Annotated in this window: 19 protein-coding genes and 1 pseudogene; 4 read left to right on the plus strand and 16 right to left on the minus strand. The window is 64.8% G+C overall.

Translation table 11 applies throughout. From position 1 onward, the window contains the following. Nucleotides 1-114: 114 nt before the first annotated feature. Entirely contained in the window at nt 115-432 is a 318-nt protein-coding gene (locus tag EWU68_RS06480; RefSeq protein ID WP_238692356.1) for a hypothetical protein, read from the plus strand. Between the two features lie 59 nt (nt 433-491). Here the strand turns inward: EWU68_RS06480 and EWU68_RS06485 are convergent, their stop codons facing one another. Continuing rightward, nucleotides 492-3,578, minus strand: a complete 3,087-nt coding sequence (locus tag EWU68_RS06485) for a bifunctional [glutamine synthetase] adenylyltransferase/[glutamine synthetase]-adenylyl-L-tyrosine phosphorylase (protein ID WP_129315313.1) — start codon at nt 3,576-3,578, stop codon at nt 492-494. A gap of 4 nt (nt 3,579-3,582) precedes the next feature. Further along, nucleotides 3,583-4,923, minus strand: a complete 1,341-nt coding sequence (gene glnA, locus EWU68_RS06490; protein WP_129315314.1) for a type I glutamate--ammonia ligase — start codon at nt 4,921-4,923, stop codon at nt 3,583-3,585. Nucleotides 4,924-5,012: 89 nt separating this feature from the next. Here glnA and panB point away from each other — a divergent pair, with 89 nt between their 5' ends. Continuing rightward, on the plus strand, nt 5,013-5,876 hold the full coding sequence (panB, locus tag EWU68_RS06495) for a 3-methyl-2-oxobutanoate hydroxymethyltransferase (RefSeq protein ID WP_129315315.1): 864 nt from the start codon (nt 5,013-5,015) through the stop codon (nt 5,874-5,876). A 19-nt stretch (nt 5,877-5,895) separates the two neighbouring features. Here panB and EWU68_RS06500 read toward each other — a convergent pair whose 3' ends face one another. After that, the gene (locus EWU68_RS06500; protein ID WP_129315316.1) at nt 5,896-6,108 is read right to left on the minus strand and encodes an SPOR domain-containing protein; all 213 of its coding nucleotides are present in this window, start codon (nt 6,106-6,108) and stop codon (nt 5,896-5,898) included. Nucleotides 6,109-6,151: 43 nt separating this feature from the next. On the opposite strand from EWU68_RS06500, the gene map reads away from it, so the two are divergent. Further along, a complete protein-coding gene (map, locus tag EWU68_RS06505) occupies nt 6,152-7,066 on the plus strand; it encodes a type I methionyl aminopeptidase (protein ID WP_129315317.1) in 915 nt (304 codons plus the stop codon). A gap of 37 nt (nt 7,067-7,103) precedes the next feature. Continuing rightward, a complete protein-coding gene (ppgK, locus tag EWU68_RS06510; protein WP_129315318.1) occupies nt 7,104-7,988 on the plus strand; it encodes a polyphosphate--glucose phosphotransferase in 885 nt (294 codons plus the stop codon). 387 nt (nt 7,989-8,375) lie between these two features. On the opposite strand, the pseudogene nrdR reads toward ppgK, so the two are convergent. The 13 genes and pseudogenes from nrdR to murC all read right to left on the minus strand — a co-directional run. Further along, a pseudogene (gene nrdR / locus EWU68_RS06515) lies at nt 8,376-8,834 on the minus strand (transcriptional regulator NrdR); the annotation flags it as partial. 1 nt (nt 8,835) lies between these two features. Beyond that, nucleotides 8,836-10,167 carry a histidinol dehydrogenase gene (gene hisD, locus EWU68_RS06520; protein WP_129315400.1) on the minus strand — a complete coding sequence of 444 codons (1,332 nt, stop codon included), beginning with the start codon at nt 10,165-10,167 and terminating at the stop codon, nt 8,836-8,838. Between the two features lie 84 nt (nt 10,168-10,251). Continuing rightward, nucleotides 10,252-13,767 carry a DNA polymerase III subunit alpha gene (gene dnaE / locus EWU68_RS06525; protein WP_156265408.1) on the minus strand — a complete coding sequence of 1,172 codons (3,516 nt, stop codon included), beginning with the start codon at nt 13,765-13,767 and terminating at the stop codon, nt 10,252-10,254. Between the two features lie 69 nt (nt 13,768-13,836). After that, on the minus strand, nt 13,837-14,811 hold the full coding sequence (locus tag EWU68_RS06530) for an RluA family pseudouridine synthase (RefSeq protein ID WP_129315321.1): 975 nt from the start codon (nt 14,809-14,811) through the stop codon (nt 13,837-13,839). Next, nucleotides 14,808-15,362: a signal peptidase II gene (gene lspA / locus EWU68_RS06535; RefSeq protein ID WP_238692357.1), complete on the minus strand. Its 555-nt coding sequence runs from the start codon at nt 15,360-15,362 to the stop codon at nt 14,808-14,810. The genes EWU68_RS06530 and lspA overlap by 4 nt, the downstream gene beginning before the upstream one ends. Nucleotides 15,363-15,483: 121 nt before the next feature. After that, a complete protein-coding gene (locus EWU68_RS06540; RefSeq protein ID WP_129315323.1) occupies nt 15,484-16,290 on the minus strand; it encodes a DivIVA domain-containing protein in 807 nt (268 codons plus the stop codon). Between the two features lie 236 nt (nt 16,291-16,526). Further along, nucleotides 16,527-16,829 (minus strand): YggT family protein, encoded by a 303-nt coding sequence (locus EWU68_RS06545; RefSeq protein ID WP_129315324.1) that lies wholly within the window; start codon nt 16,827-16,829, stop codon nt 16,527-16,529. Between the two features lie 45 nt (nt 16,830-16,874). After that, a complete protein-coding gene (locus EWU68_RS13475; protein WP_129315325.1) occupies nt 16,875-17,612 on the minus strand; it encodes a cell division protein SepF in 738 nt (245 codons plus the stop codon). A 110-nt stretch (nt 17,613-17,722) separates the two neighbouring features. Continuing rightward, on the minus strand, nt 17,723-18,532 hold the full coding sequence (locus EWU68_RS06555; RefSeq protein ID WP_238692358.1) for a YggS family pyridoxal phosphate-dependent enzyme: 810 nt from the start codon (nt 18,530-18,532) through the stop codon (nt 17,723-17,725). Between the two features lie 49 nt (nt 18,533-18,581). Continuing rightward, a complete protein-coding gene (locus tag EWU68_RS06560) occupies nt 18,582-19,376 on the minus strand; it encodes a purine nucleoside phosphorylase YfiH/LACC1 family protein (RefSeq protein ID WP_129315327.1) in 795 nt (264 codons plus the stop codon). Between the two features lie 104 nt (nt 19,377-19,480). Further along, nucleotides 19,481-20,740 carry a cell division protein FtsZ gene (gene ftsZ / locus EWU68_RS06565; protein ID WP_129315328.1) on the minus strand — a complete coding sequence of 420 codons (1,260 nt, stop codon included), beginning with the start codon at nt 20,738-20,740 and terminating at the stop codon, nt 19,481-19,483. Nucleotides 20,741-20,986: 246 nt separating this feature from the next. Next, the gene (locus tag EWU68_RS06570) at nt 20,987-22,096 is read right to left on the minus strand and encodes a cell division protein FtsQ/DivIB (protein WP_129315329.1); all 1,110 of its coding nucleotides are present in this window, start codon (nt 22,094-22,096) and stop codon (nt 20,987-20,989) included. Beyond that, a complete protein-coding gene (gene murC / locus EWU68_RS06575; RefSeq protein WP_129315330.1) occupies nt 22,093-23,550 on the minus strand; it encodes a UDP-N-acetylmuramate--L-alanine ligase in 1,458 nt (485 codons plus the stop codon). Before murC ends, EWU68_RS06570 begins: the two co-directional genes overlap by 4 nt. Nucleotides 23,551-23,557 lie beyond the last annotated feature (7 nt).

Consider the following 23,557-nt stretch of genomic DNA (forward strand, 5'->3'; position numbering starts at 1 on the left):
CCCCCGACCAGAGGGTCAGTCCGGTCAGACCGATCGTGGTGGCTCCAGCTCTGAGCCCGAAAGGTAGACCATGGTGTACTGCCTTTCCTCCTCGACCCGAATATCGTGGGCACCATGACGACATACTACGAAGGATTGAACCACAACTCCCCCGACGTCGAAGACGCAGGTCGCCGCCCCGTCGCCGTCCACGGCGGCACCGGTCTCGGTACAGCGAGTCTGGTGCTCGGGATCTGCTCGATCGCGGCCGGATGGCTGGTGGTGGCACCGTTGATCGGCCTGGTTCTGGGCATGAAATCTCGGCAACGGGAGCCGCTGGCGCGGGGCAGGTCGCTGTGGGGCATCATTCTCAACGGAGCGTGCCTGGCAGTGTGGATCGTGCTGGGCATCATCATGCTCGCAGGCATCATCCTTGGAGCCGTCAACAGATAGGCAGACCGCCGCCGAGACGTCCGTCGGCAGAGCCGCCCGGCTTCTGGACGTCCCGGCCGCTACTCCATGTGGCCGTAGAACAGCTTCTCGACGACGGACCGTGCTCGACGAGTGAGCCTGAGGTAGTCCTCCTCAAGATTCGCGGCATTCCCGGACCCGTATCCGCTCCAGCGGGCGGTTGCCTCCAAATCCTTGCGGGACGACGGAAGCGAATCCGAGGCGCGGCCGTGCCGCAGCACGTTGGCCCCTCGAATACGAGTCGCGAGTCTCCAGGCGGATTCCAGAATGGCGGCATCCTCGGCGTCGACGATGCCGACGTCCACCGCGGCCTGGAGAGCACGGAGCGTGCTGGTCGTCTTGAGCTCAGGATGTTCATGGGCGTGTTCGAGCTGAATGACCTGGACCAACCACTCGACGTCGCTGAGCCCACCGCGCCCGAGCTTGACCTGCCGGTCGGGATCGGCCCCTCGGGGCATACGCTCCGCCTCGACTCGAGCTTTCATGCGTCTGATCTGCCGCAACTGGTCCTCGGAGAAGTTCGCCGGATACCTGTACGGATCGATCAGCCTGATGAATTTGTCGGCGACCTCGGCCGACCCAGCCAGCGGGCGCGCGCGCAGCAACGCCTGGTATTCCCAGGTATCTGCCCACCGCGCGTAGTACTCGGCGTAGGAATCCAGGGTTCGGACCATGGGACCGGATTTTCCCTCCGGTCGAAGGTCGGCGTCGATTTCCAGTGCCTTCTCCGCCCGGATGGCGGGTTTCATGGGGATCTTCAACAGTTGCGTCGTGCGGCTGATCAGCGCGTTCGCCTGCGCCACCGCTTGGCCCTCATCAGCATCTTCTCGCGGCTGGTGCACGTACATGACGTCCGCATCCGAACCGTAGCCGATCTCGGCACCTCCCTGACGCCCCATGCCGATCACGGCGACGTCGGTCAGGACCTCCTCGCCCTTCTTCTGGTAGAGCTCCCGTTCGGCGGTGTGCAGGGCCCCCAGGATGGTTGCCTGGTCGGCGTCGGAGAGTCCCTTCATGACGTCGTCCAGGTCGGTCACGCCGGCGGTCTCCCCCAGCGCCGTCCTCAGGATCTCCCGACGGCGGATGAGCCGGATCATCCGGATCGCGGACATGGCATCGGAGTGCCTGGATATCTTGGATCTGATTTCGGCCCAGAGCGTCTCGAAGGTTTCCGGTCGGAGCCTCTCGTCCCGGTCCAACCAGGAAATCGACTCGGGCTCGTCCTCCAGGAGGTCCATGACGAACCTGGACGACGAGAGGACCGCGCACAGGCGCTCGGCGGCCGCCGGCGAGTCCCGAAGCATTCGCAGGTACCACTGGGTCTGGCCGAGCGACTCGGAGACACGACGAAAGCCCAACAGCCCGGCATCGGGATCGACCCCCTGTGCGAACCAGCCGAGGAGCACCGGCAGAATCGTTCTCTGGATCTCGGCGCGGCGCGAAACCCCCTTGGTCATGGCCTCGATGTGGCGCATCGCGCCCTTGGGATCCAGGTAGCCCAACGCCGCCAGACGATCCTGGGCCGCCTCCGGGGTCAGCGCGACTTCGTCCGCCGACAGCTTGGACACGGCGGCCAGGAGCGGGCGGAAGAACAACCGTTCGTGGAGTCCCCGCACGGTCCGTTGGGATCGCCGCCGCTGTTTGAGGAGGTCCTCCGGCGTGACCCTCGCCCTGTCGCCCAGCCCTCGCATTCCGCGAGCGACGGCCGCCTGTTCGCTCTCCTTGACCGGCATCAAATGGGTGCGCCGCAGACGCAACAATTGCACCCGGTGTTCGAGAGTGCGCTGCCAGCGGTATTCGTGGTCGAGGCTGCTCGATGCGTCTCTGCCCACGTAGGAGCGGTCTCTCAGCGCGGCGAGCGCTTGCGTCGTCGAGCGTTCACGCACGCAGTCGTCGGTTCGGCCGTGGACCAGCTGCAGAAGCTGGACCGTGAATTCGACGTCGCGGAGCCCGCCCGGGCCCAGTTTGATCTGGCGATCGCGTTCGTCGTCGGGGATATTGTCCGTGACCCGGTGGCGCATGGACTGGACCGAGTCCACAAAGTGGGGTCGGCCGGAGGCGTCCCAGACGAACGGCCAGATCGCCTCGATGTACTCTTCTCCCAGAGGCCGGGACCCGGCCACGGGCCTGGCCTTGAGGAGCGCCTGGAATTCCCAGTTCTCGGCCCACCGCTCGTAGTAGACGCGGTGGGATTCGACGGTCCTGACCAGTGGGCCGTCCTTGCCTTCCGGGCGAAGGTTCGGGTCGACTTCCCACAACCCCGGCTCCGGTCCGACGCCGTGGACCACTTTCGTCATGGCCTTGACCAGTTCGGTGCCGATCCTGCCCATGGCTCGTTCGTCCGGCTCGTCGAGGTCACCGCGAACCTCGACCGGTGCGGGACCGACGGCGTAGACGACGTCGACGTCCGAAATGTAATTGAGTTCTCGGGCGCCGCATTTGCCCATGGCGATGACGGCCAGGTCCACCGAAGCAGTGGCCGGTTCCTCCTCGGAGACCTCTGCTCGCGCCACCGCGAGAGCGGCGTCGAGCGCGGCACCCGCCAGATCGGCGAGGGCCGCACCGACCTTGGGCAGATCCTCCACCGGGTCGTCCGACATGAGGTCTGCCAAGGCTATTCGCGTCAGATACTCACGATACGAGGTCCGTACGGCCAGTTTGGCGTCGTCGCCGGTCATCCTGGCGACGGGCTGCGGGGACGCGGCGTCCGCGCCGACCGCCCCGAGCAGTTTGTCGCGGTACTCGTCGGCCAGGTCGGTATCCGAGGGGTCAGGCAGGGAGCGCGGTTCCCCGTCGAAAAGACGCAGGTGTTCCGGGTGTCGCATGAGGAACTCGCCGAGCGCTTCGGAGGCCCCCAGGACCCTGAACAGGCCCGCTGCCTCACGGCCTCGTTCGACGTATTTCCGCAGCTCGGGAGAATCCGTGAGCATGCGGACAATGGCTTTGAGCGCCAGGTCCGGTGACGGGCTCAGGGTGAGCCCGTCGAAGAGCGCCGCCTTGTCGATGCCCTCCAACTCGGGCGAATCCAACCACCGGTTGGCACCGCCGAGATCGCTGAACCCGACGGCGGCCAGGCGTCTCTTGGCCTCGGGCCCGGCGTGGTCCTTGCTGCTTTCCTGGGCCACCATGTCGTTACAGGAGACCCAGGTTGTACTTCAGCTCGTACGGGGTCACTTCCATGCGGTACGCCGTCCAGTCGTCCTGCTTGTTGCGCAAGAACTGGTTGAACACCTGCTCCCCCAACGTCTCGGCCATGAATTCCGAGTCCTCGGTCAGGCGGATGGCGTCATGCAGGGAGGAGGGCAACGGATCGTGCCCCAGGCTGCGCCGCTCGGTTGCCGACATCGACGCGACGTCCTCCGCTTCGGCCTCCGGCAATTCGTACTCGTTCTCGATGCCCTTGAGGCCGGCGGCGAGCAACACGGCGTAGGCCAGGTAGGGATTGGCCGCCGAGTCGATGCCACGGTATTCGATGCGGGCCGACTGCATCTTGTTGGGCTTGTACAGCGGCACCCGGACGAGCGCGGAACGGTTGTTGTGGCCCCAGGACAAGTAGCTCGGCGCCTCGCCGCCGCCCCAGAGCCGCTTGTACGAGTTCACGAACTGGTTCGTGACCGAGGTGAATTCCGGCGCGTGCTTCAGGATGCCGGCGATGAAGTGACGTGCGGTGCGGGACAGCTGATACTCGGCTCCGGCTTCGAAGAACGCGTTGGTGTCCCCTTCGAAGAGGGAGAAGTGCGTGTGCATGCCGGACCCGGGGAATTCGGTGAACGGCTTGGGCATGAAGGTCGCGTAGATGCCCTGCGAAAAGGCGACTTCCTTGATCACCGAACGGAACGTCATGATGTTGTCGGCCGTCTGAAGGGCGTCCGCATGGCGGAGATCGATCTCGTTCTGGCCCGGTCCGCCTTCGTGATGGCTGAACTCCACGGAGATCCCGACGGCCTCGAGCATCGTGACGGCCCGGCGTCGGAAATCCTGGACGACGCCGCCGTACACGTGGTCGAAATACCCCTCACGATCGACCGGGACGGGGCTGCCCTCGGCGTTCAGCTCGGCCGACTTCAACAGGTAGAACTCGACCTCGGGAGCCGTGTAGCAGGTGAAACCCATGTCGCCGGCCTTGGACAGGATGCGCTTGAGCACTCCGCGGGAGTCCGCCGACGAAGGCTCCCCGTCCGGGGTGAGGATGTCGCAGAACATGCGCGAGGTCGGTTCGGTCTCGCCTCTCCACGGAAGCAGCTGGAACGTGGACGGGTCGGGTTGGAGGAGCATGTCGGATTCGTGGACACGGGAGAGGCCCTCAATGGATGAGCCGTCGAAGCCCAGCCCTTCCTCGAAAACCGTTTCGACCTCGGCGGGCGCCAAGGCAACGGATTTCAGCGTGCCGACGACGTCGGTGAACCACATGCGGACGAACCGAACGTCTCTTTCCTCGATCGTCCGGAGAACGAATTCCTGCTGACGGTCCATGACACTCCTCCGTGGTCGATGTGCCGGGTTGGCGGTCTGGTTCCAACTCTATCCGAGACGCGACCTCGGCCCCGCGTAGACTGGTCACCATGGCTTCGTACCTCCAGGACCCCCAGCAGAACACCCCCGACGACGACGATTGGCTCGGCTCCGTGCGCAGGATCCGAACCACGCACCTGCAGCGGTGCAAGGACCGAGACCAGCGCTTCTCCATGCTGACGTGCTACGACGCCCTGACGGCAGGGATCTTCGACGAGGCCGGGATCGAGGTTCTCCTGATCGGCGACTCCGCGGGCAATACCGTCTACGGGTACGAGTCCACGGTCCCTGTGACGCTGGATGAACTGATCCCCCTGACCCGAGCCGTGTCAGGGGCCGCTCAGCGGGCCATGGTTCTCGTTGATCTGCCGTTCGGCAGCTACGAGCAGTCCCCCTCCCAGGCTGTAGCCAGCTCGGTCCGCCTCATGAAGGAAGGCGGAGCCCACGGCGTCAAGATGGAAGGCGGCGCCTACTACGCCGACCACGTCCGCGCCATGGTTCAAGCCGGCATCCCCGTGATGGCGCACATCGGGTTCACCCCGCAATCCACGAATTCATTGGGCGGCTTCCGCGTCCAGGGCAGAGATGACGCCGCCACCGCGCTCCTCGAGGACGCCCGTGCCCTGGCGCAAGCGGGAGCCTTCGCCGTGCTCATGGAGATGACGGCCAGCCCCGCCGTGGAAACTGTCACGTCCGAGATCACCGTGCCGACGGTCGGTATCGGTGCGGGCGCCTCGACCACAGGTCAGGTTCTCGTGTGGCAGGACATGGTGGGGCTCACCCCCGGGAAGGCACCGCGTTTCGTCAAGAAGTACGCCGACCTGCGCTCGGTCATCGCCGAGGCAGCGGGGTCATACAGAAAAGACGTGCTCAAGGGCAGTTTCCCAGCCCCGGAGCACGTCTTCGACGAGTGAGTAGTTGCTCACGCTCTGATCAGGAGTCGCCTCTCCAGCGAGCGTCTTCCTCGTCCCACTTCTCGTTGCGCTCCTGCGCGGTCTCCAAGGCGTTCTCCGCGTCCTTGCGGGTCGCGTAGGGGCCCAACAGCTTGCGGTAGTCCGACTGCGCGCCCTCCTCGACCTGATGCGTGTAGGTGTTGAACCAGAACTGCCGGTCTTCCTCGCCCTCAGTGCTGTCGATGATGCCCATCCCATGACCTCCTCGTCGACGAAATTGTCCTAGAGTTGACTATATGTCCCGTACCAATACTTCCACGACATCCCACAATGTGCCCACGGGCAAGGGCGGCGCTCCTCTGGGCAATCTGACGCCCGGCGTCGTCGGTCCGACCCGGAAGGTCCCCCGGACCATCGAGCGTCCCGAGTACGTCGGCAAGGCGACCGCGCAGGAAGGCCAGGGCTCGAATTTCTACACCCCGGAAGAAGTCGAGCTGATCCGTGAATCGGGGCGGATTGCCGCCGGATCGATCGTTGCCGCGGAAGAGTACTGCGTCCCCGGGCGGACCACGGAGGAGATCGACCGCGTCGTCCACGAGTACATGTGCGACCACGGGGCCTATCCCTCGACCCTCGGCTACAGAAATTTCTGGAAGTCGGTCTGCACGTCCCTCAACGAGGTGATCTGCCACGGGATCCCCGATTCCACGGTCCTTGAGGACGGGGACATCATCAATCTCGACGTCACGGCGTACAAGAACGGGATGCACGGGGACACCAACCGAACGCTGTTGGTCGGCGACGTCGACGAAGAATCCCGTTTGCTGGTCGAGCGGACCGAGGAATCCCTCAACAGGGCCATGAAGGCCGTGAAGCCCGGCCGCGAGATCAACGTGATCGGGCGCGTCATCGAAAAATACGCGTCCCGTTTCGGATACGGAGTGGTCCGTGACTTCACCGGGCACGGGGTCGGTCGGGAATTCCATTCGGGCCTGATCATCCCCCACTACGACGCCGCTCCGGCCTACAACACCGTGATCGAGGAGGGCATGGTCTTCACCATCGAGCCCATGCTGAACCTGGGCACCGTCGATTGGGAGATGTGGGACGACGACTGGACCGTCGTGACCAAGGATCGCAAGCGGAGCGCCCAGTTCGAGCACACCATGCTCGTGACCGCCGACGGCGTCGACATCCTGACCCTCCCGTAGTTCGCCCGAGACACACAGAACACCCTCTAGGAGACTCATGCCTCATTCTTCGCCGGACCGCCCCGAGGTCGCAGTACAGCAGGATCTCAGCGCCGGTCACGAGCTGCCCCAGCCCAAACCGCACGAACTGGCCATCGGCGTCGACATCGGCGGAACCGGAATCAAGGGTGGCGTGGTGGATCTGCGCAACGGTTCGCTGGTCGGCGAACGGTACCGGATCGACACCCCGAGTCCCGCGACTCCGGACAATGTGCTCCCCGTCGTGCGCGACATCGTGGAAGAGCTCCAGTCTCGAGAGACCGTCCCTGTGGCCGAGAGCGCCATCGGTGTGGACTTCCCGGCGATCGTCAAGAACGGCGTCACCTGGTCCGCCGCCAACGTGGACGAGTCCTGGATCGGGGCCGAGCTGCGGAATCTCGCCGAGGAGCATCTGGGAAGAACCGTCTACGCCGTCAACGACGCCGACGCCGCCGGGCTCGCCGAAGGAATCTACGGACAAGGGCGGGACAACGACGGCCTGATCATGGTCATCACGCTGGGCACCGGCATTGGCTCCGCGATCGTCCACAACGGCGTCCTGGTTCCGAATTCCGAGCTGGGCCACCTGGAGATCGACGGCTACGACGCCGAGTCCCGCGCTTCCGTGAGGGCCCGCGAACGCGAAGACCTGTCCTGGAAAGAATACGGCGCACGGTTGCACACCTATTTCTCCCGCGTCGAGGCCCTGTTCTCCCCTGATCTGTTCGTGATCGGTGGCGGCGTGTCGAAGAAGCCGGAAAAGTTCATGCCGTATCTGGAGGACATCCGGACCCCGATGGTTCCCGCCGCGCTGCGCAACAACGCCGGAATCGTCGGTGCGGCGCTGTGGGCCGCAGGCCAGCCGGGAGAACGCGAGCATCACGACCAGGACCTGCGCGGCTGACCCGCTCTGCCGGGGTCACCTGCCGGTCCCACCACGAGGCACGAGAACGGGCCAGGTCGAAGACCTGGCCCGTTGCCCATTGAAGTGAAGCGCCGGTACCTGACGGCTTCCCCTCCGCAAGTACCGGCGACTGATTCCTATCTAACCACACTCTTTCGTCGAGGTCTAGAGCAGAGTTGGCTGATCCGGATCTTCCGGTTCCTGGGGAGGCTTGGCGGGCGACGTCCGGCCGCGCTTCTGCGAGGCCGTCCTGGGCTTCTTCTGCGTCCCCTCGACCTTGTTCCCGGCCTCGGCGCGTGCAGATCCGTCGGACTCGTCCGATCCGGTGGCCGCCCCGGCGACCCCGGTCGCAGAATCCGTCGGGTCGTCGTCAGGCTGGGTCATCGCCGCGGCAGGCCTCTCGGATCCCTCGCGCAGGTTTTCGATGGCCCTCTCGAAGTCCGCCAGGCCGTCGAAGGCCTGGTAGACACTCGCGAACCGAAGATAGGCGACCTCGTCGAGGCGCTGGAGAGGATTCAGAATCGCCAGGCCGACGTCGTTCGCGTCGATTTCGGCCAGCCCTTGGGCGCGAATGGATTCCTCGACTTCCTGGGCGAGCAGAGCCAGGTCGTCCTCGCTGACCGGACGACCCTGGCAGGCCTTGCGCACCCCGGAAATGATTTTGGCGCGTTTGAACGGTTCCGTGGCCCCCGAACGTTTGATCACGTTCACGGAGGTCGTCTCCAGGGTCGAGAAGCGACGTCCGCACGAGGAGCACTGTCGGCGACGCCGGATCGACGAACCGTCGTCGGCGACCCGCGAGTCGACAACGCGCGAGTCGGGATGGCGGCAATACGGACAATGCATATCAGGAGTCCCCCTCGGTGTCGGATTCCTTGATTCGGGCCGCAACGGCCGCTCCGTGGGCCGGGAGATCCTCTGCGCGGGACAGGGCCTCGACGGCCGGGCCCACGTGTTCGAGGGCCTCCGCGGAGTAGTCGATGATCTGCACGGCCTTCATGAACGACGTCGTGCAGAGCCCACTGCTGTACCTCGCGGAACCACCCGTGGGCAACACGTGGTTGGAACCCGCGGCGTAGTCACCCAGCGGGACCGGGCTGTAGGGGCCCAGGAAAATCGCGCCGGCGTTCCTCATCCTCGCGGCCACATCACCCGGGTTCTCCGTCTGGATCTCGAGATGCTCGGGTGCGTAGGCATTGGCGACGTCGATGCTCTGGTCCAGGGAATCGGTCAGGATCACCCCGGATTGCGGACCGGTGAGGGCCGTCTCGACCCTTTCGCGGTGCTTGGTGCGGTTGACCCGCTCTGCGAGCGCCAGGGCAACTCGATCCGCCAGGTCTTCGGAATCGGTGATGAGCAAGGACCCTGCGTGAGGGTCGTGTTCGGCCTGGGACAAGAGGTCGGCCGCCACGTAGTCCGGGTTCGCGTGCTGATCCGCGATGACGGCGATCTCCGTGGTGCCCGCTTCGCCGTCGACGCCCACCAGAGATCGCAGTTGCCGCTTGGCCATCGCGACGAAGATATTGCCCGGTCCTGTCATCGTGTCCACCGGTTCGAGGGTTTCGGAGTCGTCGAATCCGTAGGCCATGGCCCCCAAGGCTTGGGCGCCTCCGATGGCCCAGACCTCGTCGATGCCCAACAAGCCGGCGGCGGCCAACGTGGTCGGGTGCGGCAGCCCGCCGAATTCCTTTTGCGGCGGCGTGCTCAGGACCACCGACTCGACGCCGGCCGCCTGGGCCGGAACCGCGTTCATGATCACGGAGGACGGGTACACGGCCAGGCCGCCCGGGACGTACAGTCCCACGCGCCGGACGGGAGTCCACCGGTGTGTCAGGCGCGCGCCGGGGGCCACCTCGAGGTGTGCGTCGTCCGGTCTTTGGGCCGCGGCGAAGGCCCGCGTCCGTTCGATGGCGGTCTCGAGTCCGTCGCGCACCGCGGGATCGAGCTCTTCGACGGCCCGATCGATCGCGTCCTGAGGCACCCGGAGATCCGCCTGCTCGACGCCGTCGAACCTGGCCGCGAGCTCTCGCAGGGCGGCGGTTCCGCGGGACTTGACGTCGGCGAGAATCGAGGCTACGGATTCCTCCGCCGAGGAGACGAACTCGCTCGTCTGACGGGGCACGATCGACCTCAACCGGGCCTCGCTCGGCCGCTGTCCTCGAAGGTCGAGAACGCGCATCGACGGGGGCTGGACGGGTCTCGGTTCTGTAGTAGTCACCCCTCCAGCTTATCGCCCGTCGCCGTCACGCACGGCCCGGAGGGTTCACACACCGACTTCGACGGCCGGCGACGATGACTTCTCCAAGCACGAGGACCCGAAGAGGACTTTCAGGTCTCCGTACAGCGCCGGATTCGGATTCACCCTCAGCCTCGGCGAGAGGCGCATCAGAACATCCTTCGTCCTGCAGGTCAGGTTGATGCGCACCTCGGCGTCGCCCCGATGATTCAGCAGGATCGTCTCGAGTTCGCGCAGGTTCTGCTCGGTCGCACGGTGCTCCGGGAGCGTGAGGATGATCGGCCCCTTCTGCCCGTCGGCGTCGATGTCGGGGACCTTGAGCTCCATGGCGGTGATGGTGACGCTTCCGTCGTCGCGGCGTTGCAGGCGTCCCTTGATCGTGCAGATCAGGTCCTCGGAGAGCACGCCCGAAATCGGGGTGTAGACCTTCCCGAAGAACATGACTTCCATCGAACCGGTCCGGTCCTCCAGCTCGACCCGCGCGTAGGCATTGCCGCTGGTCTTGGCCACCTTGCGCTGGACCGAGGTGATCATGCCGGCAATCGTGACGATCGAGCCGTCCGGTTTGCCGTCCTCGTCCAGAAGCGACTGCACGGAGGAATCGGAGAGCTGGCCCAGCGTGTCGTCGAGGCCTCTCAAGGGATGGTCGGAGACATACAGCCCGAGCATTTCCCTCTCGAAATTCAGTTTGTCCCGGCGCTCCCATTCGGGAACATCGGGAATCGCCACGGACAGATCCGTGGTGGGATCCTCTTCTTCCGCCCCGAATCCGCCGAACAGGTCGAATTGGCCGGCGGCCTCCTGGCGCTTGACCGAGACCGTGGAATCGATGGCTTCCTCATGGATCAGTGACAGCGCACGACGCCGGTGCCCCAAGTCGTCGAAGGCACCCGCCTTGATCAACGACTCGATGGTCCGCTTGTTGCAGCACACCGCCGGGACCTTCTTGAGAAAGTCGTGGAAGGAGGCGAATTTTCCTTTCTCCTCCCTGGTCTCCACGAGTGCGGAGACCACGTTGGCGCCGACGTTGCGCACCGCTCCCATACCGAAACGGATGTCGTCCCCCACTGGCGTGAAGTTCAGGGCCGACTCGTTGACGTCCGGAGGCAGCACGGTGATGCCCATGCGCCGGCACTCGTTGAGGTAGAGAGCGAGCTTGTCCTTGTCGTCCCCCACCGACGTGAGCAACGCGGCCATGTATTCCTGCGGATAGTGGGCCTTGAGGTACGCGGTCCAGTAGGAGACCAGCCCGTAGGCGGCCGTGTGGGCCTTGTTGAAGGCGTAGTCGGAGAAGGGCAGGAGAATGTCCCACAACGCCTTGATGGCCTCTTCGGAGTAGCCGTTGTCCAACATGCCCTGGTGGAACGTCACGTACTGGCGGTCCAGTTCGGCCTTCTTCTTCTTGCCCATGGCTCGGCGGAGAATGTCCGCCTCACCGAGGGAGTAGCCGGCGACCTTCTGCGCGATGGCCATGACCTGTTCCTGGTAGACGATCAGGCCGTAGGTCGTATCCAGAATCTCGGCGAGCGGCTCCTCGAGCTCCGCGTGAATCGGCGAAACCTCCTGGAGCCCGTTCTTGCGCAACGCGTAATTCGTGTGCGAGTTCGCACCCATGGGTCCGGGGCGGTAGAGGGCCAACACGGCCGAGATGTGCTCGAAGTGATCCGGCTGCATGAGCTTGAGCAGCTGCCGCATGGGACCGCCGTCGAGCTGGAAGACGCCGAGGGTGTCGCCGCGAGCCAGGAGGCGGTACGACTCGGCGTCATCGGTCTCCAGACTTTCGAGGTCCAGCGAGAAATCTCGGTTGGCCTGAATGTTCTCGATCGCATCCGAAATGATCGTCAGGTTCCTCAGGCCGAGGAAGTCCATCTTGATCAGGCCGAGGCCCTCGCAGGTCGGATAGTCGAACTGCGTGATGACCTGGCCGTCCTGCTCGCGACGCATGATCGGGATGACGTCGATGATGTCGTGGCTGGACATGATGACGCCGGCCGCGTGCACTCCCCACTGGCGTTTGAGGCCCTCCAGCCCCTCGGCAGTCTCGAAAACCTTCTTGGAGTCCTCGTCCGAGGACAGGAGTTCCCGCAGCTCCTCGGCCTCGCCGTAGCGTGGGGCTTCCTTGTTGTAGACGTCCTGCAGGGAGATGCCTTTCCCCATGACGTCCGGCGGCATGGCCTTGGTCAGGCGCTCCCCCATGGAGAACGGGTAGCCCAGCACGCGGGACGAGTCCTTGAGGGCCTGCTTGGCCTTGATGGTCCCGTAGGTCACGATCTGTGCGACCTTGTCCTCGCCGTATTTCTCGGTCACGTAATGAATGACCTCGGACCGGCGGCGGTCGTCGAAGTCGACGTCGAAGTCGGGCATCGAGACACGATCCGGGTTGAGGAACCGCTCGAAGATGAGGTCGTGTTCGAGGGGATTGAGCTCGGTGATGCGCATCGCGTACGCGACCATGGAGCCAGCGCCGGATCCGCGGCCCGGACCGACCCGGATCCCGTTGTTCTTGGCCCAGTTGATGAAGTCCGCCACCACCAGGAAGTAGCCCGGGAAGCCCATCTGGGTGATGATCCCGACCTCGTACTCGGCCTGCTTGCGCACCTGGTCCGGGACGCCGTCCGGGAAACGGTAGTGCAGCCCGTTCTCGACCTCCTTGACGAACCACGATTCCTCGTTCTCACCGGGAGGGCACGGGAAATTGGGCATGTAGTTCGCGCTCGTGTCGAACTCGACGTTGCAACGCTCGGCAATCTCGAGGGTGTTGTCACAGGCCTCAGGAAAATCCCGGAAGAGTTCCCGCATTTCCGCGGCTGACTTGAGGTAGAACTCGTCCGCGTCGAACTTGAATCGCTTGGGATCCTGGATCGTCGCGCCGGATTGGACGCAGAGCAGGGCCGCATGTGCCTTGGCGTCCTCGGCGTGCGTGTAGTGCAGGTCGTTGGTGGCGACCAGCGGGAGCTCAAGATCCTTGGCCAGGCGCAACAGGTCGCTGGTGACCTGCTTCTCGATGCCCAGACCGTGGTCCATCAGCTCGCAGTAGTAGTTCTCTTTGCCGAAGATGTCCCGGAATTCCGCGGCGGCTTCACGTGCTTCCTTGTACTGACCCAGGCGGAGTCGGGTCTGCACCTCGCCCGACGGGCATCCCGTGGTGGCAATCAGCCCGTCCGAATAGAGGTTCAGGAGTTCGCGGTCCATGCGGGGCTTGTACAGCTGCCCTTCCAGCGAAGCTCTCGAAGACGCCCTGAACAGGTTGTGCATCCCGTTGGTGGTCTCCGCGAGCAGGGTCATGTGCGTGTAAGCACCACCGCCGGAGACGTCGTTGCGGCCACCGTCGGCAAACTTCACGCGGGTACGGTCCTGCCGAGCGGTCCCGGGAGTCACGTATGCTTCGACACCGATGATGGGCTTGATGCCGGCGTTGCGGGCCTTGTTCCAGAAATCGAACGCGCCGAACAGGAACCCGTGGTCGGTCGTGGCCATGGAGTCCATGCCCAGTTCATGGGCGTGTTCGAACAGGTCGTCGAGGCGCGCCGCGCCGTCGAGCATCGAATACTCGGTATGGACGTGGAGGTGGGTAAAGCCTTTGGATTTTGCCGCGGAAGTCACTGAACCATTTTAGGACTTCCAGGTGCCCAGGGCATCCCCGGACCTCATCGACTCGAGGGCAAATCGCAGGTCAGGCGAGTATTGGCTCTCGAATTCGGTGTACCGACCCGTGCCGGGGTGTTGGAAGCCGAGTCGGTGGGCGTGCAGCCACTGACGTGTCAGGCCGAGCCTCGCAGCAAGTCTCGGGTCGGCCCCGTACGTCAGGTCCCCGCAGCACGGGTGGTTGAGGGCCGAGAAGTGCACGCGGATTTGATGTGTTCTGCCGGTCTCCAGGTGAACCTCCGCCAGGGAGGCAGGCCCGAACGCCTCAATGACCTCGTAATGCGTCACGGCAGAACGGCCGTCGTCGACCACCGCGAACTTCCACTCGTGACCAGGGTGGCGGCCGATCGGTGCGTCAATGGTTCCCTGGAGGGGTTCCGGGATGCCCTGAACCAGCGTGTGATAGACCTTCGTGACAGTCCGTTCCTTGAAGGCACGTTTGAGCAGGGCATAGGAGTTCTCGTTCTTGGCCACGACCATGAGGCCCGAGGTTCCGACGTCCAATCGGTGCACGATCCCCTGCCGTTCGCCGGCTCCGGAGGTGGTGATGGCGACTCCCGCCGCGGACAGGGCGCCCAGGACGGTCGGGCCGTGCCAGCCGGGCGACGGGTGGGCGGCCACGCCCGACGGCTTGTCCACCACCACCATGTCCGAATCCTCATGGATGATGCGGAAGCCGTCGACGCTCTCCGGAACAATCCGGACCTTGTCCGCCGGGTCCGGCACATCAGCCACAACCACGGCTCCCTCGCTGACCTTGAGCGACTTGGCGACCTTGACCGCCCGCCCCCGTTCGGTCACCGTGACCCGGCCGTCCGCACACCACGACGCCGCCGCGGAGCGGGACTGGTTCGTGCGATCCGCGAGGAAGGCATCCAGTCGGGCACCGGCGTCCTCGGAGGACACCGTCCATTCGTGCTGTCCCACGACGTATTCGCTCACGAGGCGCCTCCTTCGGTCTCGACGTCCGCGGTATCACCCTGGCGCCCCTCGAGGGGAATCCCCCGGAGCACGAGGATGGCGATCACGGCAATGCTCACACAAATACACGCATCGGCCACGTTGAAAATCGCATAGTGCGGCACCGACACGAAATCCACCACGTGTCCCCTGCCGAATCCGGGCTCCCGGAACAGCCGATCGGTGAGGTTGCCCAGAACACCCGACAAGAGCCCGAACAGGGCCAGTATCCATCCTCGGGTGCCCGCGCGCGGCAGGTAGTAGAGAACAATCACGGCGACCACGGCCATAATGATCGTGAAGACCCACGTCACCGACTCGCCCATCGAGAATGCGGCGCCGGGGTTGCGGATGAAACGCCACCACAGCAGACCGTCCACCACCGGTATCGCTTGACCCTCGACCATGTGAGTCACCACGGCCAGTTTGGACAGCTGGTCCCCGAGGTAGAGGACCACCAGGAGCACCAACCCGGCCATTCGGTAGGCACGACGACGCCCGGTGGTCGCATTTCGTGCGGCTGTTTCGCTCACGCTTGCTCGTACTCCTGACGCTGCTCTCGAAGGGATCATGGTGCCCGATCCGGCAACGGGGCCAGCAGAGAAACTCTGCTGGCCCCGTCAATGCTGGTCACGCGCTGTGCGGACTGTCGGCTCAGCGGGCCTCGGTCGGCTCCACGCGGGGCGACTGTTCCAGATCCGAGAGCTTGCCTTCCAAGTAGGCCTTCAGATCGCGACGGTACTTGGTCTCGAAACTGCGCAGGGTCTCGACGTCGGTCTCCAGGTTGGTCTTGGACTCCTCGAGGGAGGCCAGAATCTCGGAGCGCTTGGCCTCGGCCTCGCTCAGCATGGAGTTGGCCGTGGTCTGGCCTTCTTCGATGAGGCGTGCCTTCTCGGACTCGCCCTGCGACACGTAGTCGTCGTGCAGTCGCTGGGCCATCGCGATGACGGCGGCGGCGGAGGCGGCGGACTCGGTCGACTGTCCTTGGACTGCGTTCTGCCCGGTGGCATCGGAGGTCTGGACGCCGGCCGAGGAAGCGGAGTTCGCACCCGAAACCGAGGAATCGGTCGATGCCGACTCGTCCTTCTCGGCAGCGGCCGGGACCTGCTCGTTGCTGGGGTGGATTTCCGAATCGAGGTTCTCCGGTTCGACGTCGGAGCTCGAGTCCGACTCGACGTTCAAGGCTGCCACGGAGGCGGCGTCGGCGCCCTGGGCGCCGGCCGAATCAGTGCCCTGCGAGCTCGAGGCGCTGCTGGCACCCTCGGCGGAGGCTCCACCGGCCGCGGGGTCAACACCCGATTCCTCGAGCTTTCCACGAAGCTCCTCGTTCTCCTTGTTGAGGCGGCGCAGTTCGTCGACGACCTCGTCCAGGAAGAGATCGACCTCTTCCTGGTCGTACCCCTCGCGGAATTTCGTGGGTTGGAAGGTCTTGTTGATGACCTGTTCCGGAGTCAATGCCATGAATAAACACCTCTTGTTTCGTCGATGCGGCGGCAGTCGCACCATAGGTCTGCGCGGGCAACCATCATCGGTAGAAGATTCCCGCAAGTCTGTGTCCTACGAGCCCAGGGCCAATGACGCGTGGCTCGTTCCTGCATCACATCTTAATGATTCACACGCGAGGCTATGAGAATTTTCTGGGTATACGCTGAGCGCCGAATTCGGCGTCCGGCCCAGGCACGCGGCCCGGCAACCGTTTACATGACCATGGAGCCCAGGGACGATCCAACGATGGCACGTACGATGCTCAACGCGATCAACAGGACCAGGAACCCCATGTCCAGGGAAACGGTCCCAATGCGCAGCGGCGGGATCCACTTGCGCATAAGCCTCATCGGAGGATCGGTGACGGTGTAGACCGATGAGGCGAACACCAGGGCGACACCCTTCGGACGCCAGAAACGCGCGAAGGTCTGCACCCAGTCCAGGATCAGCCTGAACATCAGCACCAGGAACGCCAAGTAGAGGACGAAATCAATGATGGCCAGAGCCGAGATCACCTGGTTGCACCTTTCTCACGCCGGACGGATCGATAACTATCGGCCTTAGCTCTGGTTGAAGAGCGAGTCGTCCGTATCCGGAGCCGACGACGAAACATCTTCCGAAGCGAGGACCTCGAGATTCGCGGGGGTGAGCAGGAAGACCTGCTCCGTGACCCTCTCGATGCTTCCGTTCAGCGCGAATGTCAGGCCGGACGAGAAGTCGACCAATCGCTTGGCCTCGGCCACATCCATGTCCGTGACGTTCATGATCACGGGGATGTTGTTCCGGAAAGATTCTCCGATCACCTTCGCATCGTTGTAGGAGCGAGGGTGAATGGTGGTGATACGTCGCAATTCGTTGTCGCTTTCGGTCTGTGCCGCGGCACGGTTGATCGGGGTCACGGGAGCGCGATAGTCATCGCGCACCTCGTCCCTGGCTGGTTCGGTGTCTCGACGAGCAGGAGCCGCGGAGCCTTCGGAGGACCGAACGGACGGGGCCGCCTCGCGGACCTCCCGCTCAGCAGCGGGTCGGCTCGCACCATTTCTCCGGTCCTCGGTTCTGACGGGTTCCGAGCGACGCGGTTCGGCCTCGGCCTCGGGTCGCGGCGCGACTGCGGTCGCGGCTGCCCCGGCGTCGGTCTCGCGCGGCGCTCGTTCCTCGTACTGGGCATAAGGCTGTGCCGCAGTTTCGGGCTCGGCCCGGCGCTGTTGGGACGCGGGTTGTTGCGACGCGGGCTGGGCCTCGTACCCGTCGTCGGCGAGGCCAAGAAAGACCATCGCCTGGCGCAGTGTTCCGGCCATGTGAACTCCTCGAGAATTGTTCGTTGAGACGGGCGCTACCCGCCAATGGCTCCATTATTCCCACCGACTTGGGCAATTGCAGTCGGCAACACGCCTGATCCAGGGAATACTCAGGTGTTGCTGGGACGTCGACCCATGATCGCGCTGCCCACGCGGACACTGGTCGACCCCCATCGTATCGCCTCTCGCATATCGGCGCTCATCCCCGCCGAAATCTTCCAGGCCTCGGGATGACGACGCCGCAATTGCACACTGAGGTTCCACAGTTTTTCGAATGCCTGCGCCGGGTCCGCTCCGAGCGGGGCCACAGCCATCAGTCCACCGACCCGGAGCCCATCGGCCTCGGCAATGTGGTCCGCGATTCGCCAGACGTCGTCGGGGTCGGCCCCGCCGCGGGCGCCTCGGGCGGCTTCTCCCGGCGTGGCTCCGGTGTCGTCAAGACCGACTTGGATCAGGCATTCGAGTCCGCCGTTGGCCGCGGAGGCCGGCTCGGGCCCTTCCTCGGACTCGTACCGAGCCACGGCAGACCGGTAGGCCTTGCCCAACGCGGTCGCGAGTGAGGATCGATCGACCGAGTGGACCGCCGTCGCGTACTTGACCACGGACTTGGCCTTGTTGGACTGCAACTGACCAATGTAGTTCCACGCGGGTGGGTCCCCCGCCGCATAGTCGGCCAACGCGGCCGCCTTGGCGGAGGCCTCCTGGTCGCGGTTCTCTCCGAAGACGCGCACGCCGGCGTCGTAGAGGGCCGCGACATCCGAGGCCGGGAAGAATTTCGTCACGGTCATCAGTTCCACGCCAGATGCCGGGCGGCGATCCCGGGGCGTCTCTGCTGCCCATTCGTCGATCTCGGCCCGGATGCGGGCGTGCGCTTCGGCGAGCTCCTCCGCCCGCTCGGGGGCGTACGTCAATTCACTCACGGTGTGTTTTCCTTCCTTGGCAGACAGGGGGCCACGGCCGAGAAGCGGCCTACCGCGCCGAGACCTCCGACCGCCACACGAGGCCCGCAATTCGTCCTTGCCCCGGGGCACGTCGGTGCGAGTAGAGATCCTCCGTCTCGTACGTGCACTCATGGTGCTCCCCCGATTCGACCTCGACCCCCAGGTCATGGAGCTGGATACGGGCCGCCCGAGGCAGATCGAGTCCGGGCGTGTTCCAGCGCGTGGTCGAGGCGATGCCCGCATGCGTACGACTCGACGCGGTGACCATCTCTTCCGGAACCTCGTAGCAGTCGCCACAGATCGCGGGTCCAATCCATGCGCGGATCTCCCGAGCATCGTGTGACCTGAGGGCATCGACGACGTTCGGCAGGACCCCGTCCAGCAAGCCCTTGCGGCCCGCATGGGCCACGGCGAACAGATCCTCACGTTCGGTGGCCAGAACCACCGGCAGGCAATCGGCCGTCATGATCGCAAGAGGTCGGCCCGTGGCCGTGACAGCGGCATCGGCAACGGGAGCGAATTCGCGTTCCTCGTGCGGACTCAGCCCTGCGGGCACCACGGGCGCTGCATCGGCGTCGGCCACCCGCGTTCCGTGGACCTGCTCGAGGAAAAGCAGCGTCCCGCGCCGAACTCCCATGGCCTGTTCGAGGAGGCGGCGATTCTCCTGCGGGTCGGACGTCCCCTGCACATGCAGACCGAGATTGCCGGCTCCCAGCCCGGTGAAACCGATGGATACCCCCTGGGGCAGGTCCACGCGGTGGCGAAGGGCTTCCGGGCCCGGACGCGGAGCCGCCGTGTCGACGGAGGATGGATTGTCGGTCATGGTTTCTCCTCGGCTGTGGGCCGGCTTCTGTCCGGGACAGAAAGAACGGGGCGGGACGATCGTCTCGTCCCGCCCCGTCGGCTTCACACGCGTCTCGTTATGGGTTACTTCAGGAAGTCGGGGACGTCCAGGGAATCCTTGCCGGACTTCTTGGACGACGAGGAGCTCTCTCCGTCATTGCCCACGACCGGGGGCAGGTCCAGATCGAAGCCGGCATTGGCCGGAACGTCCGAGTCGTCCTGCCACTGGGACCCCGACCGGCCACCGAAGGAGCCGCTCGAGTAGGAGCCGCTGCCGCGCTGGGGGTTCTCGGCGACCTTGGCGGGCTGCGATGCACCGCCGCCGTAGGTCTGCTGGGTCTTCTGGGCCTGGTTCGCCGCCGCGTTGTTTTCGTTGCTGTTCGTCTCGGGGTTGAGCGAGTCGAAGCCCGCAGCAATGACGGTGACACGGGCTTCGTCGCCCAGGGCATCATCGATCACGGCGCCGAAGATGATGTTGGCATCCGGGTGGGCGACTTCCTGCACCAGGCGAGCGGCCTCGTTGATCTCGAACAGGCCGAGATCCGATCCGCCCTGGATCGACAAAAGCACACCGTGTGCGCCGTCGATCGAGGCCTCGAGCAACGGAGAAGCTATCGCCAGCTCGGCCGCCTTGACGGCCCGGTCCTCGCCCTGAGCGGAGCCGATTCCCATCAGAGCGGACCCGGCCCCCTGCATCACGGACTTGACGTCCGCGAAGTCGAGGTTGATCAGACCGGGAGTCGTGATGAGATCCGTGATGCCCTGGACGCCGGAGAGCAGGACCTGGTCTGCCGACTTGAAGGCGTCCAGCATCGACACGTTGCGGTCGGAAATGGACAGGAGCCGATCATTGGGAATCACGATGAGCGTGTCGACCTCGTCGCGCAGTGCTTCGATGCCGGTCTCGGCCTGGTTGGACCGACGACGACCCTCGAAAGTGAACGGACGGGTCACGACGCCGATCGTCAGGGCACCGAGCGACCGTGCGATGCGGGCGACAACGGGCGCGCCGCCCGTACCGGTTCCGCCGCCCTCGCCGGCCGTCACGAAGACCATGTCGGCCCCCTTGAGGACCTCCTCGATCTCTTCGTCGTGATCCTCGGCGGCCTGACGGCCGACCTCCGGATTCGCGCCTGCGCCGAGTCCGCGGGTCATTTCGCGCCCGACGTCGAGCTTGACGTCGGCATCCGACATCAACAGTGCCTGGGCGTCGGTGTTGATCGCGATGAATTCGACACCGCGAAGACCGACCTCGATCATGCGGTTGACCGCATTGACGCCGCCGCCGCCGATGCCGACGACCTTGATGACGGCGAGGTAATTCTGGGGAGTTGTTACGTCCATGGGGATCCTCGTCTTAGCGTGTGAAGCCGAAACACATGATTCCGTAGCTTGAACCATCACTTGAAGGTTGAGATTCAATGCTCGGCACCTGCGCCCAGCTTGTTCCTATACCAGGTCTACAGTACCAACCACCTGTTGCCGTGTCGCACCGATTTGCCCATCGAAGTCTAAGAATTTCCGGCAAATATTGTGTTGTGACTCAGAAAGTTAAACCTTCACTGGTACATTCAATTCTCGGTTCAGGAACTATTTGGTGACCGGTCGGTCTGGGCTCGAGACGTCGTAGACCGACGCACCACCACTGTCCTTGAGGCCTTGCACCAGGCTGTTCAGGACCTCGGCCTTGTAGTCGCTGTCTTCACCGGTGCCCCACTTGACCTTCGACCCGTCCTTCATGTCGAGCTGAATGTTGTTGGATGATTCGGCGTCGACCTTGTTGAGCTGGTTGAGCAGGGAGCGCGGCAACGTCTGCAGGGCCTGCACCGCGGACTCGAAAGCGTCGCTCTTGACCGCGTCCGGGCCGCCGTCGAGCAACGGCACACCGGCCTCCTCGACCGACTTCTTCGACCCGATGGCGACGCCGTCCTTGTCGACCAGAATGTACTGGTCCCCGGACTTGACGACCGCGACGGGGGCGCGCTCGTGGATCGTCACCACGAGTTCGTGCGGCGGGTGCGCCTCAATGCTCACGTTTTGCACGGCGATGTCGTCGCCGACCTTGCTCTCCACGTCCTTCGTCGTGACACGCGTCAGGGGCTTGCCTTTGAGGGAGTCCAGGGACTTCTGGAGGGACGCCTTGTCCGTCAGGTTGGCGCCCTCGATCGTGACCTTCTGTGTCGCGAGCAATGGCGAGAAGAACACGATGCCGAGGAAGAGGACTGCGGCCACCACGAAAACGCCCAGGCTCACCAGGACTTTCCGTCGTCTGCTGCGCCGAGGCTTCTCATGGGAATCCCCGCCCGAGGATGATGACGCCGCACTGCTCGTCCCGGCTGTGCGGCCACGAACGGCGCGGCGTCCCGGGAACGCGACAATGTTGTCCTGATCCGCCTTGTCACCGGCAACGTTTTCTTCGGGGTCAGGATGGGATGACCTATCAGTCCGAGTTCCCTCACCGCCCTCTGCCCGCGATGCCGCGTTCTTCGTCGAGGCGTCAGGCGTGGTCTCTGCGGTGTCCGGCTCGGCCCGACTCGAATCCTCGACCGGCACCACACGGACCTTCGACGGATCGTTGACACGAACCGTCGCTGGTTCTCCGGTCTCTGAAGAGGCCGGTGTGTCCGCGGCCGGCTTCGTCCCGGTATCGTTCTTGCCCTGGTTGCTGCGGGGCAGGCGCGGCCTGCGTGCCGGACTCACGATTCGTCCCGGGCCGTGGCCGGCCCGCCCTCGGAGAGTTCGTCGAGGATCTTGTCCCCGAACGTGGTCACGTCACCGGCTCCGATCGTCATCACGATGTCTCCCTCGGAGGCCGCAGAGGCCACGCGGCCCGCTGCTTCGCCCGAGCTGGACGCGTACCTGACCTCTGTGTGACCGGACTCGGTGATGAGCCGACTTGTCACGCCCTCGATCGGCTCCTCACGCGCGGGGAAGATATCGACCACGTACGCCCGGTCGGCAAGGGACAGGGCTTCGGCGAATTCGGCGGCAAATTCCCGAGTGCGGGAGAACAGATGTGGCTGGAAGACCGCGTACACGTTGTGTCCGCCCGACGCCGTCCGGGCGGCTTCGAGGGCAGCGGCGACCTCCGTGGGGTGGTGCGCGTAGTCGTCGTAGACCCGGACCCCCCGGCGTTCGCCCTTGAACTCGAACCGGCGTGCCGATCCGGTGAACGCTGTCAGAGCCCTCGCCGCGTCGGCCGCGTCGAACCCCCCGATGAGCGCGCAGCACAGAGCCGCCGCGGCGTTCCTCAGATTGTGCTGGCCCGGGACCGATAGCTCCAGATCGCACGTCCCGGCCAGGGCCGTGCTGCCCGTCCGGAAGTCCCAGTCCACCCTGGCTGTGCTTCGGGTGCCTTCGCCGCTGATGTCCGTGATGCGGACGTCGGCGCCCTCGGCTGTCCCGTAGGTAACCACGGGGCGGTTCTCGGCCCGCTGGACTTCGGTGAGCGCCCGGGAGCCGGCGTCGTCCTCGCACGCGACCAAGACTCCGTCATCGGTCATGGTCTGTACGAACCGATCGAATGCAGCGGTCACGGCCTCGGGGCTTCCGTAGAAGTCCAGGTGGTCGGGTTCCACATTGGTGACCACGGCGACCGAGGGATTGTATTTGACGAAAGAACCGTCGGATTCATCCGCCTCGGCGACGAACCAGCTTTCGGGTCCTGTGGCACCCAGCGCGGCATTCGTACCGAGAGCAGCGACCGTCGAACCCACGGCGAATGACGGACGGGCACCCAGCCCGTCCAGCATCACAGCAATCATGGAACTCGTGGTCGTTTTTCCATGGGTGCCGGCAACGGCGATCGTCTTCGAATCCGCCATCGCCGAGGCCAGAGCATCCGAGCGGTGGATCACGCGGAGGCCCGCGGACCGCGCCGCGGCGAGCTCCGGGTTCGACTCCTTGATCGCGGTGGAGACGACCACGGTCTGGGCACCCTCGATGTTGGCGGCGTCCTGCGGCACGAAGACGCGAGCGCCCTTTCCCTCGAGGACGTCCAGCGCCGCGTTGTGTTTCATGTCGGATCCGCTGACGTCGAGGCCGCGGGAGACCAGCAGGTCCGCCACGGCGGACATTCCGGTCCCACCCATCCCGATGAAGTGCACCCGTCCGAGGTCCTCGGTGCGGATGCGTTCAGGAAACGGAGGGTTCATGGAGTCG

Origin of the sequence: Rothia koreensis (assembly GCF_004136575.1) — a bacterium.
GTDB lineage: Bacteria > Actinomycetota > Actinomycetes > Actinomycetales > Micrococcaceae > Rothia > Rothia koreensis.